A 17,622-nucleotide genomic window follows, 5' to 3' on the forward strand; every position below is an offset into this window, starting at 1 on the left:
CTTTTAGAAAAGACCGATCGCTTGGCCATCAGAAGTCACGTCCATATTGATGGCGGCAGGTTTCTTCGGTAATCCTGGCATCGTCATCACGGCACCTGTCAAGGCTACGATAAAGCCAGCCCCTAATTTTGGCACGAATTCGCGAATCGTTACTGTAAAGTCATCTGGTGCGCCCAATCGCTTTGGATCATCACTGAAGGAATACTGGGTTTTTGCCATACAGATCGGCAGCTGATCCCAGCCTTGTTCTTTGAAGCTTTGCAACTGTGCCTTGGCTTTCGGCGCAAACTCAACCTCTGCCCCGCCATAGATCTCCCGCACGATCAAAGAAGCTTTATCCGCTAAAGGCAAATCGTCGGTATACAAGCGTTGATAGTTGGCAGGTTTTTCCTCGATTACTTGAACCACTGCTTTTGCTAGATCCGTTCCACCTGCACCACCGTCTGCCCAAACGGCTGTCCGTGCGATGGTGACGTCGATTTGCTGGCACATGGTTTCGACTAGTGTTCGCTCTGCTTCGGTGTCTTGTGAGAACTCATTAAGCGCAACGACAACTGGAATCCCGTATTTACGCATGTTTTCAACATGTCGCTTTAAATTACTGAAGCCTAACTCTAATGCTTTTAAGTTTTCTGTCCCTAAATCAGCCACAGCGACCCCACCATGCATCTTCAGTGCTCTGATCGTCGCTACTACTACGATCGCATCTGGTGCCTTTGATAAGTTCGGTGTTTTGATATCAAGAAATTTCTCTGCCCCTAAGTCAGCACCAAACCCAGCTTCGGTCACCGTGTATTCGCCTAAGTGCAAAGCCGTCTCGGTTGCGATGACACTATTACACCCATGGGCGATATTTGCAAAAGGTCCGCCATGGATCAGCGCAGGGGTTCCTTCAATCGTTTGAACAAGATTCGGTTTGAGGGCATCTTTTAAAAGTAAGGCTAAAGCACCTTGGACCGCCAGATCTTTTACGTAAATCGGTTGTTTCTCAAAAGAATAACCAATTAAAATCTTTCCTAATCGCTCTTTTAAATTATCAATGCTTGTTGCCAAGCACAAAATCGCCATGATTTCACTAGCAACGGTGATGTCAAAACCGTCTTCTCGGGGTACGCCTTGTAACGGTCCCCCTAGACCGACAATCACTTGTCGTAACGCTCGATCATTCAAATCGACAACCCGTTTCCATGTGACCCGACGTCCGTCGATCCTCAACTCATTGCCTTGCTGGATATGATTGTCGATCAATGCAGACAAGGCATTGTTTGCTGCTGTGATCGCATGCATATCGCCAGTGAAGTGTAAGTTGATGTCCTCCATCGGCAACACTTGTGCTTTGCCGCCGCCGGTGGCGCCGCCTTTGATGCCCATTACTGGTCCTAAAGATGGCTCACGTAAGGCGATGACGGTTTGCTTGCCGATTTGATTTAACGCATCTGCAAGTCCAATGGTCACGGTTGACTTGCCTTCTCCAGCGGGTGTCGGACTGATCGCTGTGACTAAAATGAGTTTACCCAGCGGATTGTTTGCTTTTTCGGTGATTGCCGACCATTCGATTTTTGCTTTATACTTGCCATAAAGTTCCAGGTCATCGCCTGTTAAACCAAGTGGTTCAGCAATTTCAATAATCGGTTTAGGCATTGATTCTTGTGCAATTTCGATATCTGATTTCATTTTTACCCTCAATTCACGAACTATTTAGCACTTTAAAATGTGTTTTGTTTGCTATGCTCTTATTATACTTGATTTTATTCAGAAAGAAAGAGAGATTTTTCACACTTTTACAAGAAGTTTCACGAATCCTTTATGTAAAAAAAACAACGTCCCTCCTAAGGCTGTAACGCCAAAAGGAGCGATCGCTGCTTTCTAGATTCCTATGAATTACTCGTTGGTTTTGACCTGCACCCTTTTTTCAGGGATTTTTTCTTGAAAAAAAGTTTCTAACCATGCCACATCTTTTTTACGCAACGTGAAGGTATACGTTTTTTGATGATCGGTAATGCTTATTAAACGGTTTATAATTTGCCATTTTTCTATCTCAGGTAAAGAAATAAGGCTTTTCTTCCATAAGCGAGCATAGCGAATCAGGAGCAAATCATTCCTGATGAGCATGCTTCGGTGAATCCCTAACCATACAAAAAAGAAAAAGACGGCTAAAACGAGGTTGCTTTTCCAATAAGGTCTGGTATTTTCTAACGAAAGAATCAAACTGATAAATAATATCATCATAGTAAACGACCAATAAATGATCGCTGTAGCAGCTTCCGGTTGCCAATACAATTTACGCTTCATAAAAGTTCCTCACAACATAAAATTTCTAGTATACTATCTTTATCATATCAAAAAAGGGTGAGACAATGTTAAAAGTTTATCTTGATGCTTCCACGAAAGGCAACCCCGGCCCTAGTGGCGGTGGAATCGTCATTGTCGGTACTGATCTGCATGAACAAATTGCGTTTCCGCTACCTGATTCAACCAACCACCAAGCAGAGTTCGCTGTGATGGTCAACGCGTTGCAGCTGCTGATTGACAAAGGTTTACAGGAACAGACAATTATGCTCTATACCGACAGCAAAGTCGTTGCGCAGACCATCGACAAGAATTATACCAAAAACCCTGCTTTTTCTGATTATTTAACAGAAATTCAATACTTGTTGAAACAGTTCGCTTTAGCAATCATCCAATGGGTCCCTGAGAGTCAAAACAAAGGTGCCGACCATTTGGCACGCCAAGGATTAGCAAAAGCGATGAAATTAAAGGATCGGAGACAATAACCGAGAGAAGTTTTGTTTGAAGCGCAACCAGTAAGATTGCTTCGCCAAAATTTCATCCGTCAGTAATGTTGATTGTGCCATATCCTCTTCAAAGAAGCCTTTCAACGTTTGCGTGACATCGTGATCGTAGGCGAAGGCATTGACTTCAAAATTCAAGGCATAACTCCGAATGTCTTGATTCGTCGTCCCAAAGGAACTAATGGTATCATCCATCATGACCGTCTTCGCATGGAGGAAACCATTGTTATAGATGTAGATTTTTGCACCACGGCGATGCAAGTAATTGGCATAATGCTGTGTTGCCCGATAAATGAATGGGTGGTCAGGCATACATGGAATCATGATTCGAACGTCTACACCTGAGTGGATGGCAATTTCCAATGCGTTCATCATACTGTCATCAGGAATCAAATAAGGCGTTTGGATCCAAATCGATTCTTTGGCAGCTAAGATCATTTTTACAAAACCGCCTTTGAGAATTTGGGTCTCACTTTCAGGCCCATCAGCGACGATCTGCAAATCAACATTTCCAGAGCGCTCTTTCGGCGGTAGAATAAAGTAGCGATCCTCGTATTCCAGCTGATCCTCTTCTCTTTTTACAGATGCGTTCCAGTCACGAATAAAAATCTCTTGTAGTGTAAAACTGGCAGTACCTACGATTCTCGCATGGGTGTCTCGCCAATAGCCAAATTTGGCCTTTTTTCCTAAATATTGATCGCCGACATTAAAGCCGCCAGTCCAACCGATTTGACCGTCGATCACAACGATTTTTCGATGTAGATGGTAGTTCAATCGTGTGTTGCGGATCAGGTTCTTCGAAGTGATAAAAGGCACGACTTTTCCACCGGCATCAATCAACGGTTGAAAGAATTTCCGATTGGCCTTCGGTGACCCCCATGGATCATAGACCAAACGCACTTCAACACCTTCACGGGCTTTATCGATCAAGATTGACAAGAATTGGCCACCGATCTCATCATTAAAAAACGAATAATACTCCACATGCAGATTATCTTCTGCTTGCTTCATATCCTCAAACAATGCGACAAATTTTTCTTTTCCATCTGTATAAAATTCTACTTTGTTTCCTTTCGTCAAGGGCGATTCATCAAGGTTCTTAAAATAGCGCTCTAATAGATGATTGTCATCTGAGTAAGGATGTTCAGGAAAAGAATAATTGTGCACTTTGATGATTTGATTCAACTCATTGATCCTACTTTGGTGGTGCTCACTAAATTTATAAATAATTTCTCCGTCGATCCCCCGACCACAAAACAAGTACAACAAGAACCCGATGCCGGGGATGAATACCAACGTCATCATCCAAGCAAAGACACTTGCAATCGAGCGTGGTTTCCGAAAAACAGTAATAAAGGCAGCGATCGTATTAATAAACAATAGTGCCAATAATACCGTGGAAATCATGCTCATATCCATTTTTATCATAGTTTCCTCCTATATCCTGTAACCCTATAATAGGTAACTGTGATCGAAAGCAAGCTTCAATTCATAGTCCCCTAGTGTTTCTTTGATATTTTGTTTCAGCATTTCTTCGATTTCTTGATCACTATACGCCGATTTTGCGGGAATCACTAAATCAAAAGCCAACAGATCTCCTTTGACCTGAAAATCATGCATCCGTAACTGTGGGTCAACGAAGCGAATGATCTTTGACACTTCTTTTTTTAAATGTCGATACTGCTGATCTTGAATTGGTACTGGATCAAGATGACAGACCAGGTCGACCTTTAAAGATTGGCGAAAATCTTGTTCAATCGCATCAATCACCTCATGCGCTTCTCGTAAAGACCACGTTTCATCCACTTCGATATGCACACTGGCAAAGCGATTTTTCGGTCCGTAATTATGAACCAGTAAATCATGGTAACCGAGAATCGTCGGATAGTGATCCAAGCGTTGCTCCATGGCAGCTACTTCTTCTTGCGTTGGGCGTGCCCCTAATAATTCGTTGATAAAGGAACGAATCATTTTGATTCCGCTAATCAAAATATACAAGGCAATCAAACAGCCGACAAAGCCATCGATACGTAGGCCAGTCAACCACTCGATCGTCGCTGAAAACAAAACTGCCCCCGTTGTATACACATCGTTGAGACTGTCTTGTCCGCTGGCTTTAAGTGTTTGAGAGCCGATCAGGTTCGCCAGTTTGCGGTACATCGCTCCCTGCCAGATTTTGATCAAAATCGATAAGACCAAAACGATAAACAATAGTGGGGAAAGACGGATACTCGTCGGTTCCATGATGCGTTGCACAGAGCTGATGAGAAATTGGCCGCCAACAAACGTGATGATCAAAGATACTACAAACCCACTGATGGCTTCAAATCGCTCATGACCATATGGATGTTCACTGTCGGCTGGTTTCGCAGAGATCCGAAAACCGATCAATGTTAAAATAGACGAAGCGGTATCTGAAAGACTGTTGATGGCATCTGCCATAATCGAAACAGACTGGGCAGATAAGCCAATGATAAATTTCCCAGCAAATAATAGTAGGTTGGAAAGCAACCCGAGGCTGCCTGCTAACTTCCCGATGGCTGTACGTTCGTAGACACCATTTTTTTTGCTACGATCTAAAAAAAAGTTTAGCAAATCATCACCCTCTCAAAAAACCATCTTTCTTATTTTACCCCGAAGGAATTCAATTAAACAACTATTCGTATCGTTTTTTCGAAAAAAAAGCGAATTCCCTTCAATTATCAAACGCATTTTCAGATAACACGTAGGAAAAAAGGAAAAAGATAACGGAAGGGTCTCCCCCTCCGTCATCTTCGTTCAAAAAAGGAATGTGTTAAAGACCTACGCTCCTCTTTCACCTATCTTCTTAGAAGGAAAGGAACTCGCGGGTACAGATTCAACCATAGTGTGCTTACTTGGCAGCTAACCACGCTGCTGCTGTCTCAAGTGCTGCTGCGATTCCTTCTGGATTCTTCCCGCCGGCTTGTGCCATATCAGGACGGCCGCCACCGCCGCCGCCAACTTTAGGTGCGATCTCTTTGATCAAATCGCCTGCTTTCAATCCTTTTTCGTTGGCTGCTTTGTTCATGGCAGCTAAAAGATTCACTTTGCCATCATTCGCGGTAGCTAACACTAAAATATCAGAATGGTCTTTTTGTTTCCATTGGTCAGCTAGTTGACGTAATTGGTTCATGTCCTTTACAGTCACTTTTGCTGTGATCAGACGCAGACCATTTACTTCTTTGACATCCTTGAAAACATCCCCTGCTTGCTGGTTTGCTAACTTGCTGGCAAGAGCTTCGTTTTCTTTTTGCAATTCACGCAGCTGCGCTTGCAGTTGTTCTGTTTTCGCAACGACTTCTTTTAATTGGGCGGATTTAACGATCCCTGCAATTGCTTTTAATTGCGCTTCTTCTTCATGCAATAACGTATAAGCTTCTTGACTAGTCACTGCTTCGATCCGACGAACACCAGCACCGATCCCTGATTCAGAAACGATTTTGAAAATACCGATATCCTCCGTATTTGCTACATGGGTTCCCCCACATAATTCGATCGACCAATCGGCAACATTGACGACGCGAACGTCATGCCCATATTTTTCACCAAAGAGTGCCATCGCTCCCATGCCTTTTGCGGTATCGATATCCGTTTCGATCGTCACAACAGGAAGAGCTTCCCAAATTTTCTGGTTGACGATTTGTTCCATTTGGCTCAGCTCTTCGCTGGTCACTTGCCCAAAATGACTAAAGTCAAAGCGCAAATGTCCTGGAGCAACTAATGAACCTGCTTGGTTCGCATGGCTGCCTAATACTTCTTTTAAGGCTTTATGCAATAAGTGAGTCGCCGTATGATTTTTAATGATCTTATTGCGACGATGCTGATCCACTTGTAAGAAATAGTTCACGCCTTCTTTTATTGGCGCTTTGATTGTAGCAGTATGCAAGAACTGACCGTTCGGTGCTTTTTTGACATCCGTCACTTCCGCTACAATCGTACCATCTTCTGCTACGATCGTGCCTGTATCCGCAACTTGTCCACCCATTTCTGCGTAAAATGGTGTTTCGGCAAAAATCAGTTTTGCTTCACCTGTCGAAACAGAATCATGTAACGCTTCGTCTTGGATGATCACTAATAATTCGCTGTTTGCTTCAAGTGAATCATAGCCAACGAAACGGCTGTCTACTTTGATATCTGTCAATAAAGCGGATTGTACGCCCATTGAAAGCTCCGTTTGTCGAGCCGCACGAGCACGGGCACGTTGTGCATCCATTTCTTGTTCAAACCCTTGGTGGTCCACTTTCAACCCTTCGTCTTCCGCCACTTCTTCTGTCAATTCAACTGGGAAGCCGTAAGTGTCATACAATTTGAAAATATCTTGACCAGCTAACGTATCTTGACCGTCTGCTTTTACTTGGGCGATCACTTGATTTAAAATATCTAACCCTTCATTGATCGTTTCATGGAAACGTTCTTCCTCGTTGCGGATCACTTTCTCAATAAATTCTTGCTGCTCTAGTACTTCAGGATAGTAGCTTTCCATGATCTCGCCAACGATCGGTACTAATTTGTATAAGAAGGCAGTATCGATCCCTAATTTTTTCCCATGCATGACTGCACGACGTAATAAACGACGTAAAACATAGCCACGGCCTTCATTTGAAGGAAGTGCCCCATCGCCGATCGCAAAAGAAAGCGCGCGGATATGGTCTGCAATCACTTTAAAGGAGATATCTGTCGTTTTGCTGTCGCCGTAGTTCACACGACCGCTTAAATCTGCCACTGCATTAATGATCGGCAGAAACAAGTCTGTTTCAAAATTGGTTGGTGCATTTTGAACGATGGAAACCATTCGTTCCAGCCCCATCCCCGTATCAATGTTTTTATGTGGTAGTGGTTCATAGGAGCCATCTGGTTGATGATTGAATTCTGAAAAGACCAGATTCCAGATTTCCAAATAGCGTTCATTTTCGCCACCAGGGTAGTTTTCGGGATCATCTTCCGCTACGTCATTAAACTCAGGACCACGGTCATAGAAAATCTCTGAATCCGGTCCACAAGGTCCTGCACCGATGTCCCAAAAGTTGTCTTCAATCTCAACGATATGCTCTGGTGGTAAGCCGACTTCTTCTGCCCAAATCCGTTTTGCTTCTGTGTCTTTTGGATAAACCGTGACATATAATTTGTCTGGATCAAAAGCCATCCATTCTGGTGAGGTCAAAAACTCCCATGCCCAATGGATCGCCTCATTTTTGAAGTAATCGCCGATTGAAAAGTTGCCTAGCATTTCAAACATCGTATGATGTCTTGCTGTTTTCCCAACGTTTTCAATGTCGTTAGTCCGAATCGATTTTTGCGCATTGGTAATTCTTGGGTTTTCAGGAACAACACTGCCATCAAAATATTTTTTTAGCGTTGCCACCCCTGAATTGATCCATAATAAGGTTGGATCGTTGACTGGAACAAGGGACGCACTCGGCTCGATGGAATGTCCTTTTGATTGAAAGAAGTCCAAAAACATTTGGCGTACTTCTGCACTGGATAATTGTTTCACGTTATTCTCCTACTTTCTTCTGTGTTCGCTTAAGATACAGGGGCTGACAAAATTGCTGGTAAGGCGCTCTTATTCCTGTAGAGTCATTTTGACGATAAAAAAACACCATTGCAGAGCAAGGACGTCGATACGCGGTACCACCTTGCTTGCAATGATGTGACTCATTACCTCTTAGACTCGTTAACGCGGAGTGGACGGCAACATTTCTGCTGCAGTTGAGCACCAAAGGGAGCAATCCGTCCGAATTCATGTTTTTCTCTCAGCAATGAAAAACTTTCTGTAATGAATCATCAAACCGACCATATCCTTCGTCATTCAAAGTATAAGGAAATGTTTCGAAAAAGTCAATCCTCAAATCCGTTCTTTGTTGATCAGAATCGCTTTGCGGTAACGATAGCTCTGGGGAGAAAGCTTTTGATCTGGCTGCAGCATTTTCCGTGAACGGTAATAACTGGCATATGGCAAGGCATCGAATAAAGGATGCCCACAAATCTGCCAGTTCTCCATTTTTAAAGACAAGCCATCTGTCAGCTCCCACGCATCCGCAAGCCCATAGGTGCAGCCAAATAAATTCGGTTCAAGCAATTCAGCGGTTGACAAAGAGACACCATCGTCGCAGGACTTTTCATTGCCCCAGCGAAAAAGTCGCCGAGTCGCAGCACCGCAAACGTATTCCCATTGATCCTCTGATAGCAGCTGAAAGCCTTGTTTGTCTAACTGCTGTTTCAATTCTGTTTGACTGACGGATTCGTGGGTAAATAACTGATAGGTTTCCGATAACGGCTCGAGTGCAGCAAAATAGCGATTCTCTTCGTGGTAAAAAGCGGGTAATTCCCAACGCAAGCTTTCCTCAAAGGACGCTGGTGCTGTGAATTGTGCCTTTAGCTCTTTTTCGAAAACACTGAATTGATCGACTAACCCGTGAAACTCCCCAGTGATTGTATTTAACTGCCCGATATACCTTGCGCCAGCAGGCAGAGAACTTTTTTGGACTAGCATAGGATCAATCACAGCTTTGCGCAAAGGGCTCGTAGACTCATTGACAAAAATCCCCCAATCCTGGCTGGTTTCTAACTCATAGATTGTTTCCAGCTGGCGAATGATCTCGTTGGGTGGTGACTGCCAATTTTTACTCCAGCAAGTAGCTGGTAATCCTTGCACACCGAGATCCCAACCTAAGATCGCCTCAGAGTTCCCTGGTATAAAGGCAAAGTCTTCGCCATCGATCGTTAATTCAAAGGTAGCACATTTCAACCCTGCATACGTCAACTGACTAAAATGGACATCGGTGATCTCCTTTAAAGGACTGACAAAATACATTAAAATTTGCTGGATCAGCTGTTCTTTGATTTCAAAGGACAGTGTCTTCCAATTTGACCATTGTAACGCCTCAAAAAAATCCACGTCATTTCTCCTCTCATCTGCTACAATTACTATATAACGAGTATACCACGAAAAAGGAGGAAAACGACTGATGCTTTATTTTGGACGCAGTCCGTGGATGCTACAAGCGGTTTTCGCCCTGCGGCAAGCCGTTTTTGTGGAAGAACAGCACATCCCTATAGAATGGGAATTTGATGAAAAAGACCAAACCTGCCCATACTTTCTTTGGCTAGATGGACGCATCCCGATCGCGACCATTCGCTATCAATTCTCTTCACCGAACACTCTGCAACCTGATCGCTTTTGCGTAGCCAAGGCCTATAGGTACCAAGGATACGGCACCAAATTATTGCATTATCTCGAAATGCGTGGTATCCAAGAGGGTGCCCTCCAATCAGTGTTATCCGCAGAGATCGACGCTTGTGCGTTTTATGAATCCTGTGGGTATCAAAAAACATCTGAACCCTATGCTGAAGATGGCGTATTGTGTGTAGAAATGACCAAACAATTAAAAACAGCAGTCAAGGAAGAGTAGTTCTCTTCCTTGACTGCTGTTTTGGTAAGCATTAGCTATTCGAATTTTTCTTGTTTTTGCGGGCGGTTCGAGTCGTTTGACGACGTTCGATCTTCCGTTTTTCTTTGTTCTTCTTATCAACAGCCCATTGAATTTTTTTCTTGTAGCCAGGCTTGATTTTTTTCTTCTTTTTCTTGACTAAGCCAATCAAGGTTGGGTCTAATTCGTCACGAGATTTTTCCCGCTTTTGCCGACGATTCCGATCGTAAGTCGCAACGATCTCGCCATTTTTGATTTCCTTCGGTTGGAAAACAACCCCTAGATCTTCGATGGCTTGGATTGCCCCTTCATCGCTTGGATCATATAAAGTGATCGCGGTCCCATCCATTTGGTTTCGACCGGTCCGACCAACACGGTGGATAAAGAAGTCTAAATCAGCTGGAATCTCAGCATTGATGACATGAGAAACCCCTTCAATATCAATTCCTCGCGCAGCTAAATCTGTTGCGACAACATATTGGTAGTCCAAATTTTGCACTTGGCGCATGATCCGTTTTCTTTCACGAGGACTGATGTCGCCGTGGATCTTCGCTACTTTTAGGCCTTGTTCCTTTAAGTAATCCGTAATTTCATCCACACGGCTCTTCGTATTGGCAAAAACGATGGCAAGATAGGGATGGCCTGTAGTCAATAATTGATAGATCAATTTATTGGTATTTTTCCCTTTGGTAGAAATCAACCAATTCTCGATCGTATCAGAGATGACTGCTTTCGATTTGATTTCTTCGATCAATGGATTGGCCATGTATTTTTTCAAGAATGGGCGCAATTTCTCTGGAATCGTTGCGGAGAAAACCAGCATTTGTAGTTTCTCAGGCAAACGCCCCGCAATTTGATCGACTTCTTCCAAAAAGCCCATATCCAAGGTCATGTCTGCTTCATCCACGACAAATACATTGGCAGTGTGAACCCCTAACGCTTGTTCGTTGATCATATCCAAGATACGACCAGGTGTCCCAATCACGACATGGGGCTGTTGATTTTGCAGACGGCTTAATTGACGTTGCTTATCCGTTCCTCCGACGAAATTTGACACTCGAATTTCAGGATCATGAAATCCGCCGATTTGTTTTGCGGCGTGATAGATTTGCGTGGCTAATTCACGACTCGGTGCAGTGATCACTACTTGCACTTCATCTTTTTCGGCATCGATTTTATCCATCAACGGCAGTAAAAATGTGTGGGTCTTACCACTTCCGGTCTGTGATTGCCCTACAACACTGCGTCCTTTTTGGATAACAGGTATCAGTTTTTCTTGCACTTCTGTTGGTTTAGAGAACTTTTTATCAGCAAGTGCTTCATAAATAAATGGTTGAAATTTAAATGACTCAAAAGACATTCAAACACCTTCTTTCTTTTAGCATCCTTTGGATTATAGCATATGTTGCCTTGTTTTCCTAACTTTCTTTTGTAATCGATTGAGGATCGATCGTACTGATAGTATACGTTGCACTGCGGAGTTCATAGAAAAAGCGGCTTTCTTTTTTTATTGCTGCCCACAAGAGATTCAAGTAAAAACCAAACTGGATCAACCCAAAAATAACTACCATCAACAAACTAACGACTAAAAGCAGCAGATTGTTGGACTCAAGAAACGGTGCGAAAAAGATATTGACCCGACTGATGCTGGCATAAATCAGATAAAACAAGCCATAGCGTTTCAATAAAGCCCCCAAGCTGACACGCTCACGGCCTTCTTGCATGATTTTGATTCGTACGAGTTTTTTTCCAATCGTTTGTCCTTTGGTAAGGTAAGCCAACAACACAAAGTACAGCAACACTTCAAGAGCAAAGTACCAATAGTCCCCACTAAAGTCCCGTACCGTCTGTTGAGTGAGCAAACGAACAGCGATCACCACAATATAACTGACCACATTCAGTATTGCCCAGTCGATCAACCAAGCAAACACCCTTCGTGTCACAGTCACCCGAGTGCCTTTGGCGTAAGAATCGGCATCCATCTCTTCCCTTGATGGCAATAAGAACGTAAAAAGCGGGGCGATCGTCCAGCCCACAATCCCTCCAACTGTATTGACAAAGAGATCATTGACATCGAATAAGCGATACGGACGAGGATAAATAAAATATAGGCCCGTCAACTGCGTTAATTCAAAAAACAACGTCAGGCAAAACGTAATAACGAGTGTTTTTAAAAAGGAACATTTGAAGTAATAACGCAAATAGACCCCAAATGGTAAGGTCAACAATAAATTAAAGAGAGGTTCTAGAAAGACCCCCTGCTTCATAGCGGGAAGATAGGTTTGCGGATCGTGAATGTTTAAGACGGTCTGTTGGACAAAATGTTGCCACGATGCCCCTAACTGCAATTCCATCTTAGGACCAGTCATCTGTGCTACCTCTTCGATCGAGGGCAATGGTAGGATAACTAAGAAATAGGCGCACAATAAATAGAAGACAAATGAATACAGAACCAGTGCGCGTGACAAGATAAAACGACCGTATTTTCGATATTGGATAACAAAAAAAATCATTGATATCGCCAATGCTAGGAAAGGAAAAACCAGCAAGGCAACCTTTATTGGGGTAATATAAGCGGACATAAAGAACTCCTTCACGTTTTCTTTTTATCTTACACGCTATTTCCCAAAACGTAAATTTTGGAGTATCATAAAAGAAAAGGAGGTTAAAAAACCATGTTAAATCCCTATTTTGCCTTTGGCGTACCGGCATTCCTTTTGGTTTTATATGCAGCTTTTGCTCTTTTTCGCCGGTCTTCCGATATTCCCTATTTAGGCTTCGTCCTTTTCATCATTGCTGGTTTTCTGACAGGATTTAGTTTACAAGTCATTCAACAAGCCATCAATGAAGTGGAGAAAACATCTCTTGAACACGTGCAAGAAACCCACCTTTACTCGCCTTACTTATTAGCGATTCCATTGATTGTGGGCATTCTTTTACTGATTGTCAACTTGATTCGCGGCTATTTAAAAGTCAAAAACGTTCGTCTGCGGACAAAATAAAAACAACTTACCTAGAAATACGAATTGATCCTGCTCCTCTTGACGGGAAATGAGATCGCTTCGTATTTTTTTGGTAAGCTGCCTAGAATGCTAGACCCCTTCTAAAGATCCATCCGCCACTTTCGTAGTAAAACAGTTTATCAACTAAAAAAAGGTTTATTCGTCGGCTAGTTCTTCATCCAGGTCTGTCTCTGAGGTATCAGCAAAAGACTCTTTCACATCATCATTGACTTGCTCCAATAAATATTGCCAGTCACTATTCGACACAACCACCACATCGATATTCTTTTCTTCATCGATCAGCTCGAGATTCGAAACATCCTCTCCTAACTGCTGGAATAGGTCGATCAATGTTTGGTCTTGTAGCGTTACGTATTCAGTCCGTTTCATCCTTCTTCCCCCCATGAGTCAAAAAATTCATAAAACAAGATATCGAAACTAGTAAGATCGGTCATCTTTTGTAAAGTAGATAGATCTAAACGAATAAACGCTTTTTCCACTAATAAATAATGGTTTTCTTCCAGCGCTTCTTCGATAAATGGTAAAATCTCTTCTTCATCCCCTAATGTTTCACTAGAGATTTGGTCGATTTGATCAAACAAGCGATCATCTTGCAACAAAAAGAATTGATCGTCGTAAAGATAGACTGCGATTTGATATTGCCGGATGGGTAGCTCAGCCCGAATGACAAAAAAGCATTCCCCTGAATTGGAAATCGCTGGCAATAGTTCATTCGGTTGTAATGCCTGTTGGTAGTACATTTCCATCCCTCCTTTGTACTTATTATTATAAAGAACAATGGAGGAAAAAGGAAATAATCGAATTTCAGTTTAAAAAACTCTAAACAAAGTTAAACATCCCACTCTGCATAGAATTCTTCTAAAAAATCCTTCATGAAAGCCACACGTCGTTGGGCTTCTTTTTTGCCATACGCCGTGGTCATCTTTTCAGGAAGCAAAAATAGTTTCTCATAAAAATGATTGATCACCGTCGTTCCTTTTCGGTAATCTTCATGATTTTGAAACGTCTTTGGGGCTAAGTCACTGACATGGATCGGGTGTTGATGACTGCCACCAAAATAACTCGTCCGTAAAATACCGACCGCACCTAAAGCATCGAGACGATCTGCATCACGAACGACGCGGCCTTCTACTGAGACAACTTGCGCGCCTTGCAAAAGTTCTTTTGAAAAAGACAGATTCTCGATAATAGAAAAAATTTCTTTCGTTTGTGTTTCATTGGCTCCCGCTGCGGCCAAACAAGTCCGCACTTCGTTAGACGCCGCTGTGACATCCGCCACAACTTTGTCATCCACCGTATCATGAAGATAGGCTGCCGCCTGTACGACAAAGCGATCAACTGCCAATTCGTCGGCATCGATGATAGCTTGACTTAAGCTTGCCACTCGTTTGACATGATCAAACCCATGTCCTGTGTAATCATTCCCCAGAATACTTTCGGCATAAGCAATTATTTTGCTAAGATCGGCAACATTGTGTTCTTCCTTCATTTTTTTCCTTCTTTCGATATGAAAGCAGCTAGCCTTCTTTTTTCGATGGTGATTGATACAAAAGGAAAAGAAGTTCAACAAGACGAGCACCCCATGAAATAATTGGGGCGGCAACGTCTTGCGAAGCTTCTTTCCACTCGTTACTTTTAAGCGAAATCTTGCGTCTCGCTGATTTTATAGACACTAAAATAGATCTTGCGTAAATAGTCTAATAGATATTGAGGATTCAATAATTCATCCGTTGCATCTAAAATCAATTCATTTGGTTTCTTGGATGCACCATATTGATGGATATTTTCAGTCAACCATTTACGAATCGGTGAATAATCATCCGAAGCCAACACTTCATCGACATTGATTTCTTTTTCCATGGCATGGAGTAATTGCGCTGCATACATATATCCTAGAGCATAGGATGGGAAATACCCGAAGCTTGAACCTGACCAATGAACGTCTTGTAAGATCCCTTCCAAGTCATTTTCTGGACGAATCCCTAAATATTCCTCGTATTTGTCATTCCAGATTTTTGGCAGTTCATCGATCGATACGGTTTCATTAAAGATCATTTTTTCGATCTCGTAACGAATAATAATATGAATGACATATGTCAGACTATCAGCTTCAATACGGATCAAGCTAGCTTTTGAGTGCTTTAAGGAGTCATAGAAAGTGTCAAAAGACACATCATCAAACGTGCCTTCCGCACATTCTTGGAAAAATGGGTATTGCTTTGCCCAGAAATTGCGGTTGCTACCGATAATGATTTCATTAAACAGCGATTGGGATTCGTGGATTCCCATGGACGCCCCTTCATGAACAGGCGTGCCTTCGTATTTCTCATCGATGTTTTGCTCGTACATCCCGTGACCAGCTTCATGAATCACACCGAACAGTCCCATCGAAAAGTCAGTTTCGCTCCAGCGTGTGGTCAACCGTACATCATTGTGGTTGATCCCCGTAGCGAATGGGTGGACCGTATTATCCAAACGGCCGCGAGAAAAGTCATAGCCTAAGTCGGCGATCACTTTTGAGATAAATTTACGTTGTTGCGCTTCGGTCATCTTACGTGAAAGGATCGAAGTGTCTGGCGCGGTTCCTTTTTCAGCCAATTGACGACGAATATCCATGATACCGTCTCTCACTTGTGAGAATACGTTATCCAAGATCTCAACCGTCATATTCGGCTCGTATTGGTTTAACAAGACGTCATAGTTCGTCAGCTCATTTTTCTTCCAATAAGGAATCAATTCTTTCGTCAAGCGAATGTTTTCAGAAAGAGCGTCTTTAAATAAAGAAAAATCTTTTTCTTTACGGGCTTTGAGCCAAGCAGTATGTGCTTTTGACGTAGCTGCGGAAGCCGCCATCGCCAACTCATTGGGTACATCTTTTTGCAATTCATATTCTTCTTTGACTAATTGATACGCAGCTTTCCCTACTTCTGATAATTCATCTGGGTGTTTCCCGAAATAGCTGATCGCTTCTTGGATTGGTTCCCCCACTTTTTTATCAAAGTATAGACCATATAAATAGCTGTCAACTTCCGCACGGTAATCACTGGCTTTTTCTGGCATCCCTGTTTGATTATCCCAGCCTAAGATCCCCATTGCTTGTTGTAATAGATCGATTTCTTTTAATTCTTTCAGAAATTCTTGTTCTTTCATTCAGCAGACTCCTTTTTGCGTGGCGGACGTTGTCCCCAGTATTGGAAGAGATCGGTACGAATCGCACCGTTGTATAATTTGCGTTTTTTTGTCGCTTTTTCGCCGTAATGGGTCTCAAAAGTCAAGTCACTGGTCAAAAAGTACTTGCTCCAGGTTTTTAGCGGCCGAAACACTTGGCCCATCTCCTGATACAGTCGCTGAACGGACGCTTCTTCTCCTAAGCGTTCACCATAAGGAGGGTTAGCCACAACGACACCATACTCTTTTTCTGTTTTAAAGTCTTTAACGGCTTGTTGTTTGAAGGTGATCGAATCTCCTAGACCGATTTCTTCCGCATTTCTGCGGGCGATCTCAATCATTCGACCATTGATATCCGAACCGGTAATATCTAATTCGACATCATAATCTGCTGCTTCATCTGCTTCTTTCCGTACTTTTTCAAATACTTCTGCTGGGAACCAATCCCACGTTTCGCAAACAAATTCCCGATTAAAGCCAGGGGCGATATTGTGACCGATCAACGCTGCTTCAATGCACAACGTGCCTGATCCACAAACGGGATCGACAAACGGCTTGTCTTTGTACCAATTTGTCAGCATCACTAAAGCCGCAGCCATGTTTTCTTTCAGCGGCGCGCCTCCTTTTTCTAAACGATAGCCACGTTTAAACAAACTAGGGCCAGTCGTATCCAATGTGATCATCGCATGGTCTTTCAATAAAGCGACTTCTAATTGGAAAAAAGCGCCCGTTTCAGTCAGCGGCACACTTGCTGGACGATGGTATACTTCTCTTAAGCGATTGACGATTGCTTTTTTGGTAATCGCTTGACAATCAGGTACACTATACAATTTTGATTTGATTGATTTTCCAGCTACCGGAAATTCAGCATCTAAAGGTAAAAAGTCTTCCCACGGTAACGCTTTAACTTCTTCAAACAGCTGATCGAAAGTCAATACGTTAAATTCCCCGACAACAATTTTGATACGGTCCGCTGTACGGAGCCACAAGTTCGCGGTAGCAACGGTCTCCATCGTCCCTTTAAAACGCGCTCGGCCGTTTTCAACCTCACACTCGATCCCTAAATCCCGTAATTCTTTGCCCACTAGTGCTTCTAAACCGCTCGCAGCGGTGGCAATACAATTAAATGTTTTTTCAGTCATAACGCTCTCCTTCTTGGTATAAAAAAACCTTCCGTTGCTGGAAGGA

General features: G+C 42.8%; 16 protein-coding genes. 3 read left to right on the plus strand and 13 right to left on the minus strand.

The genetic code is table 11. The annotated features are described in order from the left end of the window. Positions 1 to 3: 3 nt before the first annotated feature. Together ACI3E5_RS09335 and ACI3E5_RS09340 are read right to left on the minus strand one after the other, a co-directional pair. Entirely contained in the window at positions 4 to 1,674 is a 1,671-nt protein-coding gene (locus tag ACI3E5_RS09335) for a formate--tetrahydrofolate ligase (RefSeq protein WP_144808717.1), read from the minus strand. Between the two features lie 207 nt (positions 1,675 to 1,881). Further along, positions 1,882 to 2,292: an EbsA family protein gene (locus tag ACI3E5_RS09340; RefSeq protein WP_005231379.1), complete on the minus strand. Its 411-nt coding sequence runs from the start codon at positions 2,290 to 2,292 to the stop codon at positions 1,882 to 1,884. Positions 2,293 to 2,357: 65 nt separating this feature from the next. Here ACI3E5_RS09340 and ACI3E5_RS09345 point away from each other — a divergent pair, with 65 nt between their 5' ends. Beyond that, positions 2,358 to 2,774, plus strand: coding sequence for a ribonuclease HI family protein (locus ACI3E5_RS09345; protein ID WP_005226128.1), 417 nt, complete (start codon positions 2,358 to 2,360; stop codon positions 2,772 to 2,774). On the opposite strand, the gene cls is transcribed toward ACI3E5_RS09345, so the two are convergent. From cls to ACI3E5_RS09365, 4 genes are all read right to left on the minus strand, one after another. Further along, positions 2,754 to 4,220, minus strand: a complete 1,467-nt coding sequence (cls, locus tag ACI3E5_RS09350) for a cardiolipin synthase (protein ID WP_375806502.1) — start codon at positions 4,218 to 4,220, stop codon at positions 2,754 to 2,756. The genes ACI3E5_RS09345 and cls overlap by 21 nt on opposite strands. A 24-nt stretch (positions 4,221 to 4,244) precedes the next feature. After that, the gene (locus ACI3E5_RS09355; protein WP_498821553.1) at positions 4,245 to 5,387 is read right to left on the minus strand and encodes a cation diffusion facilitator family transporter; all 1,143 of its coding nucleotides are present in this window, start codon (positions 5,385 to 5,387) and stop codon (positions 4,245 to 4,247) included. 277 nt (positions 5,388 to 5,664) lie between these two features. Continuing rightward, complete coding sequence (gene alaS / locus ACI3E5_RS09360) at positions 5,665 to 8,307, minus strand: alanine--tRNA ligase (protein ID WP_375806504.1); 2,643 nt, start codon at positions 8,305 to 8,307, stop codon at positions 5,665 to 5,667. Positions 8,308 to 8,658: 351 nt separating this feature from the next. Then, complete coding sequence (locus ACI3E5_RS09365) at positions 8,659 to 9,711, minus strand: DUF7278 family profilin-like fold-containing protein (RefSeq protein WP_498821554.1); 1,053 nt, start codon at positions 9,709 to 9,711, stop codon at positions 8,659 to 8,661. A 70-nt stretch (positions 9,712 to 9,781) separates the two neighbouring features. On the opposite strand from ACI3E5_RS09365, the gene ACI3E5_RS09370 reads away from it, so the two are divergent. Then, positions 9,782 to 10,225, plus strand: coding sequence for a GNAT family N-acetyltransferase (locus ACI3E5_RS09370; protein WP_074933791.1), 444 nt, complete (start codon positions 9,782 to 9,784; stop codon positions 10,223 to 10,225). Positions 10,226 to 10,256: 31 nt separating this feature from the next. Here ACI3E5_RS09370 and ACI3E5_RS09375 read toward each other — a convergent pair whose 3' ends face one another. Both ACI3E5_RS09375 and ACI3E5_RS09380 read right to left on the minus strand, forming a co-directional pair. Beyond that, positions 10,257 to 11,603 carry a DEAD/DEAH box helicase gene (locus tag ACI3E5_RS09375; protein ID WP_005226134.1) on the minus strand — a complete coding sequence of 449 codons (1,347 nt, stop codon included), beginning with the start codon at positions 11,601 to 11,603 and terminating at the stop codon, positions 10,257 to 10,259. A 58-nt stretch (positions 11,604 to 11,661) separates the two neighbouring features. After that, positions 11,662 to 12,825, minus strand: coding sequence for a VanZ family protein (locus ACI3E5_RS09380; protein WP_498821557.1), 1,164 nt, complete (start codon positions 12,823 to 12,825; stop codon positions 11,662 to 11,664). 93 nt (positions 12,826 to 12,918) lie between these two features. Between ACI3E5_RS09380 and ACI3E5_RS09385 the strand changes: the two genes are divergently transcribed. Beyond that, positions 12,919 to 13,245 carry a hypothetical protein gene (locus ACI3E5_RS09385; RefSeq protein ID WP_010748384.1) on the plus strand — a complete coding sequence of 109 codons (327 nt, stop codon included), beginning with the start codon at positions 12,919 to 12,921 and terminating at the stop codon, positions 13,243 to 13,245. 156 nt (positions 13,246 to 13,401) lie between these two features. Here ACI3E5_RS09385 and ACI3E5_RS09390 read toward each other — a convergent pair whose 3' ends face one another. From ACI3E5_RS09390 to ACI3E5_RS09410, 5 genes are all read right to left on the minus strand, one after another. Beyond that, positions 13,402 to 13,635, minus strand: a complete 234-nt coding sequence (locus ACI3E5_RS09390; RefSeq protein ID WP_010748385.1) for a hypothetical protein — start codon at positions 13,633 to 13,635, stop codon at positions 13,402 to 13,404. Further along, the gene (locus ACI3E5_RS09395; RefSeq protein ID WP_005226138.1) at positions 13,632 to 14,012 is read right to left on the minus strand and encodes a hypothetical protein; all 381 of its coding nucleotides are present in this window, start codon (positions 14,010 to 14,012) and stop codon (positions 13,632 to 13,634) included. Before ACI3E5_RS09395 ends, ACI3E5_RS09390 begins: the two co-directional genes overlap by 4 nt. Before the next feature lie 83 nt (positions 14,013 to 14,095). Further along, entirely contained in the window at positions 14,096 to 14,755 is a 660-nt protein-coding gene (locus ACI3E5_RS09400; protein ID WP_498821560.1) for an HD domain-containing protein, read from the minus strand. Between the two features lie 146 nt (positions 14,756 to 14,901). Further along, a complete protein-coding gene (locus ACI3E5_RS09405) occupies positions 14,902 to 16,416 on the minus strand; it encodes a carboxypeptidase M32 (protein WP_015509741.1) in 1,515 nt (504 codons plus the stop codon). Further along, complete coding sequence (locus tag ACI3E5_RS09410) at positions 16,413 to 17,576, minus strand: THUMP domain-containing class I SAM-dependent RNA methyltransferase (RefSeq protein ID WP_498821562.1); 1,164 nt, start codon at positions 17,574 to 17,576, stop codon at positions 16,413 to 16,415. The genes ACI3E5_RS09405 and ACI3E5_RS09410 overlap by 4 nt, the downstream gene beginning before the upstream one ends. Between the last annotated feature and the right edge of the window lie 46 nt (positions 17,577 to 17,622).

It is taken from the genome of Candidatus Enterococcus avicola (genome assembly GCF_047470845.1).
Taxonomy (GTDB): domain Bacteria; phylum Bacillota; class Bacilli; order Lactobacillales; family Enterococcaceae; genus Enterococcus_D; species Enterococcus_D casseliflavus.

Coding starts and splice junctions, on each gene's coding strand:
- ACI3E5_RS09335 (WP_144808717.1), bottom strand. CDS start 1,674: ATGAAATCAGATATCGAAATTGCACAAGAATCAATGCCTAAACCGATT.
- ACI3E5_RS09370 (WP_074933791.1), top strand. CDS start 9,782: ATGCTTTATTTTGGACGCAGTCCGTGGATGCTACAAGCGGTTTTCGCC.
- ACI3E5_RS09380 (WP_498821557.1), bottom strand. CDS start 12,825: ATGTCCGCTTATATTACCCCAATAAAGGTTGCCTTGCTGGTTTTTCCT.
- ACI3E5_RS09405 (WP_015509741.1), bottom strand. CDS start 16,416: ATGAAAGAACAAGAATTTCTGAAAGAATTAAAAGAAATCGATCTATTA.
- ACI3E5_RS09390 (WP_010748385.1), bottom strand. CDS start 13,635: ATGAAACGGACTGAATACGTAACGCTACAAGACCAAACATTGATCGAC.
- ACI3E5_RS09345 (WP_005226128.1), top strand. CDS start 2,358: ATGTTAAAAGTTTATCTTGATGCTTCCACGAAAGGCAACCCCGGCCCT.
- ACI3E5_RS09375 (WP_005226134.1), bottom strand. CDS start 11,603: ATGTCTTTTGAGTCATTTAAATTTCAACCATTTATTTATGAAGCACTT.
- ACI3E5_RS09395 (WP_005226138.1), bottom strand. CDS start 14,012: ATGGAAATGTACTACCAACAGGCATTACAACCGAATGAACTATTGCCA.
- ACI3E5_RS09410 (WP_498821562.1), bottom strand. CDS start 17,576: ATGACTGAAAAAACATTTAATTGTATTGCCACCGCTGCGAGCGGTTTA.
- ACI3E5_RS09340 (WP_005231379.1), bottom strand. CDS start 2,292: ATGAAGCGTAAATTGTATTGGCAACCGGAAGCTGCTACAGCGATCATT.
- ACI3E5_RS09400 (WP_498821560.1), bottom strand. CDS start 14,755: ATGAAGGAAGAACACAATGTTGCCGATCTTAGCAAAATAATTGCTTAT.
- ACI3E5_RS09385 (WP_010748384.1), top strand. CDS start 12,919: ATGTTAAATCCCTATTTTGCCTTTGGCGTACCGGCATTCCTTTTGGTT.
- cls (WP_375806502.1), bottom strand. CDS start 4,220: ATGATAAAAATGGATATGAGCATGATTTCCACGGTATTATTGGCACTA.